Genomic DNA, 7,641 nt, shown 5'->3' with positions numbered 1-7,641 from the left:
AAATGTGATAAAATGTTCATGTGATATATACCATTCATTTAAAATTGTTTTTTGTCGAACTTAATTTTATAAGGATATATCACTTTTTTCAATTCCACACTTATTTTACACTAACGAAGAGAAAAGCATAATTGTTTTATTCAAGAAAAATTGCTATACTAATGCCTAACTGTTCTAGTAAAGTAAAGTTGCTACACCAAGAAAGAAAGATGATAAAATAAATCAAGGAGAAGCAACATGAAACAGAAACGATATAGCAAGGAATTAAAGCAAAAAATAATACGTTTTCATTTAGAAGAATGAAGATCCATAAAAAGTCTTAATAAGAATACTATTTAGGTCATGGGACATTAAATTATTAGTTAAGTTAATCACGCAAAGAAATGCAGATGAAATCATGTATAAGAAGAAAAAAAGCAAGTTACACAAAAGGGAAAGTGAATCACTATTCACCAATATGAATTTCATACAAAAAAAATGGATTAAATCATCCAGACATTTGCTTATGAATATTATAGTAAAACAAGACCCCATACTTATAATGACGGATCCCCCTATTATCCCTTTAGTCAAGTTAGACACTACTGTAGCAACTTTCCTTGACTTGAATAATTTCAATTTTCTAATAACTTAATATATAAGATTATTTTTCTGCATATTATTTAATGATTTATTTAAATTTATATTTTCCATTTTAATTAGAACTAAGAATAGTACTCATACTCTTTTCTTGTACCTGAAACCCAATATTTTCAATTTGGTATTGGTAAAGTATATAGTTGTTAATTTCGTTCATTGATTTCTCAATTAATTCCCCCTCTTCGGCTGACATACTCCAATATATCATTACTTTGTCACCATATAGATTTTCTACTGTGACATTGATAAATAGTTCAAATTTAGGAAATAACCCATCTTGGATAGTCAAGTTATTTTGTTTTAAAATATACGCTAAACCATGAATAATTAAGGCAACTTTATACGAATTTCCAAATTCTAAGAATTGACCACAATCCGTCCAAATTTTTTTTGAACGAAACACAATATCATCAATTGAAGAAGTTATACTAATTGAATTCACTTTAATTTTTTTAACATAATTTGAGCTCAAAGCTTTAATATTGAATATTAGTAACGAATAATCATCATCTTCTTGATAATAATCAAATTCATTTGATGAATTATTACGAAATTCTGCATTAATCCAAGTTTTCGTAGAATTCATTTCATTTTCAAAACAAACAATTGATTTATTGTGAGAATTATTATGATAAATTAGTAGAGGTTTAGTTGATTCTACTCCAACAAACGCTAATCTTTCTCGATGTTCCATTTCAATTAAGTGTTGCGTCATTTGATTGGCAGTATTTGCAGAAGTGTTTGCTTGGTTACTCTGATATAAAGCAACAATTCCTAAAGCTACTGTACTAACATAACTTAGAATTGCTCCCCACATTAACATCCAATCAGATCGAGTAATAGCTATTGATCTATTTGGATCGTTTTGAAATAATGAAAAATATGTAAATACACCCAATACTATAATTGGAAAAAACATCATAATAATTATTGTATATTTAATGAATTTTTTCATAATATTAAGTTCCCCTTATTTGTCAATTTAAAATATTTTCATTTTATTATAGCACATGGAAAGGAAATACCAGATACAATCTATGTAACTATTAAAAAATTAGAAATAAAACTGCTATAATATTGATAATAAAAAAGTATGATAAATTCTATAATTTAACTATATACTACTCTAGAATATATTTAAATTCAAGGCAATTATAGTAATCTATACATATAAAATTGTGATTGTTGTATAAATGAAGATGATATTATAGTAAATTTACAATCCAAGAAATCATACAACATCAACCAAAATCAAGTTTAATTTTACACATTGATTAAAGAAATCAAATCGCAAGCAATGAATTTTATTTAAAAGAAAAATGTGTGCAATTAATTTAGCATAAATAGTAAAAATAAAAGAATCATTTTAGGTAACTTTTATACATCACTATCCTCTATCAATAGAAGATTATCTTTTATTATTTTATACAGTATAATCTGCTATTGATATTAATTTACATGTGAATGATGCAATATACAGTCTAATATCGTATTGGCTAATACTGAATCATCAAATACAGCTCCTTTGTACTATCAATTTATTAGCTTTAATATAGTAAATTTTTTTCATATCACTTTGCAACTAGTTGAAATAATAAATTTGATGATCCACTATTGTTATGAAACTCTATAATCATTTTCGTTCATAACACCTTCATTAAACAACGAAATATACTTTGAATAATCCTCCATAATATACCTTTATCTACTGTAAGATTAGAATACAAAATCATTTAAAAAGTTATGAAAATTTTCAAAAAAGAAAACATCATAGTGATTTTTGGAATTTATTAATATAGATTTGCTCTATACTATGAATTGTATAAATTGTATTTATCTTGTCTTTTAACATATAAGATGGATACACATTTAGAAAGGAATGATTTAAAATGAAGAAAAAAATTATTATTATACTTGCTTTTGCTGTTATTGTTGTACCATTTTTAAGCAGCAAAGAAATTGAAGCACAAAATACAGTTGATTATACGAAAATGACTAATTCTGAATTTATTGAGTATGTAAATAACGATTCTGTTTTATTAGGACAAGTTAGAGGAATTATGCAAAATTCCATGCCTACTGTGGAAAATGAGCCAATCACTGAAGAAGAATTAGAACTTGTAATGCAATCAGGCATTGAACAAGGGAACCAGTTAGCTCTATATATCCCTGGAGGATGGAACTTTGAGTTTTATTCAAATACCTTAGTGGAGACAATAGATGAAGCGGAACATTATCCATACCCTGATTTTGAAGTTGTACAAATGTATTCTGCAAGAAAAAATATGGATTGGAGTTGGCTAGATTTTTTCTTGAAAGAAGATTTAAAAATAGCAGTACACCTTCAATATTTCACAGAAACAGATTTTTATATGTTGAGAAACGGAAATTTTTATGATGTGAGTAATCAACAATTATTCTCTGTAGATCTTGGAGGTTATGCACGTGTGAACAATCTAAACCTTAATGAGTATTTACCTATAGCTTTACTATCTCCTAAATATGAAAATGATGAACAGTCACGAATCAATATGTATGCTTTTGGTGGAAGATTTAATCTAGATATATCTGAAGCTAACTATACAACCATTAGCTCAAATAACGAAAATCAGTTTAATACAAATACTTTTATTGCACCCGACGGAAAAGAATACCCAATGAATTTATATTTTATGACAGGATATTCAATCATATTACTCGATAATGGTGTGTTCTTATATTATGATGAAAACAATCTAGAATTAGAGTTTGGATATAATACAGATAGAATGTATTATTCAAAACGATTAATGAGTGATTCTCATTTTCTTGAAGGAACGAATACAAAAAATGCATACCCACAACCAATAGCTTTTTATAAAGTATCTGATGATTGGAAAGGTATAACATTAGACACAACTTCAGAAGTGAAATATTTTAATGAGAATGGAAATCTTATTAGTTCTACTATTACACCAAATTATTTTTATGATTTATCAGGAAGAGAGTTCAAATGGGGAGGACCTAGAAATATGGCAATGCCATTGATGATTTATCTTGATTTTTATAGTGAACAAACCTCTACAGACAATTTAAGATGGTATGTATCCACATCATATTGGCAGCCTTTATTTAACTTTCAAAAAACACAAGGAGCGCCTGTTAGTGTGCGTCATGTAGATGAAGAGCAAAATGAAATAGCTAATACAGTAGTGCTCAATGGCTTTATAGGTGAATCATTTACTGGGGAGCCAATATCAATTCCTAATTATGAAGTAATAGGAATACCAGCAGAAATATCTGGGACGTTTACAAATGAGCCACAAGAGTTAATATTTGTTTATCGAAGAATAGATGATAAAGATGTAGATGAAAATGATGAAAGTACAGATAATCAAAAAAACGACCAGAATGATCGCACAGATAATGAATCAAATAATGATGGTACTCTAGCCAATAATGGTACAAACGATACAGTTAGTGATACAGTTAATACTGGTGATACAGTACAATTGAAAGTAATTATTGCATTATTGGTTACATCTAGTACATTAACTACTATTTTTGGCGCGAAGAAATACAGAGCTAGAAGAAAATAATTTGCCTAGAGGGATTGTTTAAAAAAGCAATTATGATTCTAAGCATTCACTACTATGGATAAAGTAACTCTTTATTTACAGTATATTAAACCTATGACTAACTAAAAGACTATAATTTCATTGAATAGAATATATTCTACGTCAAGGAACGGAAATCAAAATATATGTGTAAATAGTACATTTCAAAATAGGATTATTTTTATTTGTAAAATATATATAGTAGATATTAAGTTAGATAACAAACTAACTCATGCAATGGGAATCATTTCCTAAAAAAGGCTTAATAACCTTAGTCTACATTGTATCCCTCCAACTGCCCACATTCCTAGTGGGTAGTTTTTTTAATGTTTATATGAAAAATGACATAGATGTTGTTCTTCGGAGAACAGTCAAATTATGCTTTATACTTTCCATTTCCCTCACTAATCACCAAAAAACAATCAGTATACTATAAATGATAAATTTACCATCAATGTATCTTTTATACATAAGTGTATTGATTCTCAATCAATACACTTATCAAAAATGCTAACTGTAAAAAGAGGGGATATTTTATAAGGTAGCGAAAGTGTTTGGAGTAGTTCATCAATTTAGTTAATATCTATTTTTCCATTAACTGAATCAAAAAATCTATAGTCATACCAATTATCCTTAACTCAAAAAAATATAATACCGTAAATAGTGCTCTATGTTCGAGATTTTTGATTATGTATTTTGTAATCTAAAAAAGCCAAAAAAGAATAAAATTCCAATCGAAAAATTGCCTTACAGATAAAAGACCATCTACAGCCATGACATAATGGTTGCAGAGGTAATTGTAATGATAAAGAAAATGGATAAATATTCAGCCATTACATTAAAGAAAAACGGTCTCTCTTTTAGAGAAATTACCAGGAAGTTTAATATACACCAAAAACAATAGCTAAGATTTGTAACACAACAGAAGAAATGCTTATAAATTTCTCTAACGATAATATAGAAGAACTAACAGATTAGATTATTGAAAACATGAAGTATGCTGCGAGAAACAGAAAAACTAAAAATGACTGATGAATTCAAATCGCGAACTCATGAACTCATAGAATCAAAAGGTAAACACTTGAGTAATAATAAGCAATCCCTTTCAAATGTACAGATTCATGGATTACCTCAAAAAGAAAGATTTGATATAGGTAGATCCTCTGTATCGAATTATGTAAAAGAAATCAAAAGAAATTATATTCACTGGTATCCTTACTGTTGCAACTCCTGTCATAAACAATATAATGCTTGTCCTTTTCCTTTGTATAAAAATGATGCTTCCAGTGCTCAACACAAAACTGATAGACGTCTGGTAGAGAGTCGTCAAGGTCTTGATATGGATGAAGAGACTTTCAATTATCTTAATTGTGCAATTAAAGAAGGAGCTGTTAACAATCTTTCTATTTGCCATATCGCTCATACCGCCCCTCTCATCACTGCACTGTACCTACGATGTATCGACTCATTAATGATAAGAAATTCACTACCAAGCGGTTGGATTTCCCTTATGCAGTTACTTACAAGCAACAAAAAATCATAAGCAGTATGAATATAAAGAGAATAACAAAATAGATAGAACACATCAAACATATCTTGATTTCCTAACTTATTGCTTTCATCATCCTGGAGTTTTTCATTCTCAAATGGATTTTCTAGGACATATCAAAACTGACACAAAAAGAATTCTTACAATAACAATTACTGATTTACATTTCGTTATTCTTTTTATTATTGAAACAGCAACAAATGACAAAGTTATTGAAATGATATAGAAGAGTTAAAGCATGACAAGACAAAAACAGAACGTTGTTTTGAAGCAATCGTTGAAACAATGGATTCATCAGATATTGAGGAATTTATAGAATGCGCTAAAAACCCTTAAGAACTGGAAAATTGAGATTCTAAATTCGTATGTTTGGGTTGGAGGAAGACGTATTTCTAATGGACCAATAGAAGGTAAGAATAATTACTTAAAGAAGATTATCAATAATACGAATGGATTAAAGAATTTTCAACGTGCTGAAATCGGTTTATCTTTTCTCAAAATCTATATGAGAAACATTCATTAGTTAAACATGAAACTACAATCAAGCAACATGGAAATAAAAGAGGAAAATAAAAAAAGAAAGGTTAGTAAAATCAGATTGGTTGGTTTTCTAACCTTCGTTTATTTATAACTGAAGCTTTAAATTATTTCTGGGGCTTTTCACACCTTACTTTTTATTTAACCTTTTTCTCCAAACCCCGTATTTTTTTAGGGCTATTATTAAACTAGTATCTAAATTAATAAAAGTTGTAACACTATTATATTGATTTACCACTTTTATCCGCTCTATCTCAAACTATTTAGAGTGTTAGTTGTGCATAAAGATTAGGCTTTATAATATAGGACGGAACATTATAAATTATTATATATGTAGATTCACCTTTCGGAGGTAATTCTTTTCAAAAGGCTCTTTATGCACAAATCATTAAAGCCTCTTTTTCCATGTGTATTTAGTAATTCCAAAAACTGATACGAATAAAATAATCATTAATAACCCAACATTTGTGTTATCTCCAGTATCAACTGCTTTTGATGCATTTTCTTTCACATCAATTCTTGTTGTCTTTTTATCATCATTACCCTCTGTTGGAGGCAGAACGCTAGGTTTTTCTATTATTTCTTCATTTTTATTCCATTGTGCTTCATATACTACATTTTCAGTTACAACAGATGCTACTTCTGGTGACCATCCTGCAAACGTATATCATTCTCTTTCTTGTGTTCCTTCAAACGTTGGTGTTGCTGCTCCATTTCCATCTTTTCAAAGATTTAATCTTCAAATAACTCTTCATTTTCTGCAGTTTCTGCATCTAGCAATGATTGTGCAGTTTTAATACCTGCCTGTATATTTGTACCGTCACTTGCAGTTATCTGATTTATTTTACTTTTCAATGTAGTGCTATTACTTGTGAAAATTTGTGTTGTTGTTGCGGTAGAATTATAACTTACAATCGCTATTTCCACATCTGCATTATACTGTGTGGCAGTAGATAAAATATCATCTACAAAAACATTAGCTGCAGCTTTTACATCACTTAACCGGTTATAGTTGTATAGTGTCGTGAATAGGAGAAAAGGAGGAATTTACGAAAGACAAATATGTTAGTGTAGTAGCTTTATTTGAGCCTCACAAAATGATGAAACCTCTATCAATATTTTTAAATGGATCAGAGGTGAAAATCGATTACATCTTAGATACCTATACAATAATAAATAAAAAGAATACTTTAAGTTATAAATATATTGTGAAAATTGATAATCAAATTCTTGATTTATATTATAATACATTCACAAGTGTATGGTTCGTCAAATAGATGATTCAAAAGAAAAGAATCTCATTCCATCATCATAACGGAA

At 28.6% G+C, this 7,641-nt stretch carries 5 protein-coding genes and 1 pseudogene; 4 read left to right on the top strand and 2 right to left on the bottom strand.

The features are described 5' to 3' along the window. Window positions 1-694: 694 nt before the first annotated feature. Entirely contained in the window at window positions 695-1,594 is a 900-nt protein-coding gene (locus J2S15_RS20175) for a hypothetical protein (RefSeq protein WP_307412257.1), read from the bottom strand. Window positions 1,595-2,528: 934 nt separating this feature from the next. On the opposite strand from J2S15_RS20175, the gene J2S15_RS20170 reads away from it, so the two are divergent. From J2S15_RS20170 to J2S15_RS20155, 4 genes and pseudogenes are all read left to right on the top strand, one after another. Then, window positions 2,529-4,217 (top strand): MucBP domain-containing protein, encoded by a 1,689-nt coding sequence (locus J2S15_RS20170; protein WP_307412254.1) that lies wholly within the window; start codon window positions 2,529-2,531, stop codon window positions 4,215-4,217. Between the two features lie 1,015 nt (window positions 4,218-5,232). Then, complete coding sequence (locus J2S15_RS20165) at window positions 5,233-5,778, top strand: hypothetical protein (protein ID WP_307412250.1); 546 nt, start codon at window positions 5,233-5,235, stop codon at window positions 5,776-5,778. A gap of 103 nt (window positions 5,779-5,881) precedes the next feature. Beyond that, window positions 5,882-6,010, top strand: a complete 129-nt coding sequence (locus J2S15_RS20160; protein ID WP_307412247.1) for a hypothetical protein — start codon at window positions 5,882-5,884, stop codon at window positions 6,008-6,010. A gap of 105 nt (window positions 6,011-6,115) precedes the next feature. Beyond that, window positions 6,116-6,307 (top strand): annotated as a pseudogene (locus J2S15_RS20155) (transposase); the annotation flags it as partial. A 746-nt stretch (window positions 6,308-7,053) separates the two neighbouring features. Here J2S15_RS20155 and J2S15_RS20150 read toward each other — a convergent pair. Then, window positions 7,054-7,368, bottom strand: coding sequence for a VWA domain-containing protein (locus tag J2S15_RS20150; protein WP_307412260.1), 315 nt, complete (start codon window positions 7,366-7,368; stop codon window positions 7,054-7,056). Between the last annotated feature and the right edge of the window lie 273 nt (window positions 7,369-7,641).

This window comes from Breznakia pachnodae, from assembly GCF_030814225.1.
GTDB lineage: Bacteria > Bacillota_I > Bacilli_A > Erysipelotrichales > Erysipelotrichaceae > Breznakia > Breznakia pachnodae.
The sequence above is the reverse complement of the archived record's forward strand: the minus strand, read 5'-3'. Positions and strand labels throughout refer to the sequence as shown.

Excerpts from the sequence above, each read along its gene's own strand:
- J2S15_RS20170 (WP_307412254.1), top strand. The coding sequence starts at position 2,529 with ATGAAGAAAAAAATTATTATTATACTTGCTTTTGCTGTTATTGTTGTA.
- J2S15_RS20175 (WP_307412257.1), bottom strand. The coding sequence starts at position 1,594 with ATGAAAAAATTCATTAAATATACAATAATTATTATGATGTTTTTTCCA.
- J2S15_RS20160 (WP_307412247.1), top strand. The coding sequence starts at position 5,882 with ATGGATTTTCTAGGACATATCAAAACTGACACAAAAAGAATTCTTACA.
- J2S15_RS20165 (WP_307412250.1), top strand. The coding sequence starts at position 5,233 with ATGCTGCGAGAAACAGAAAAACTAAAAATGACTGATGAATTCAAATCG.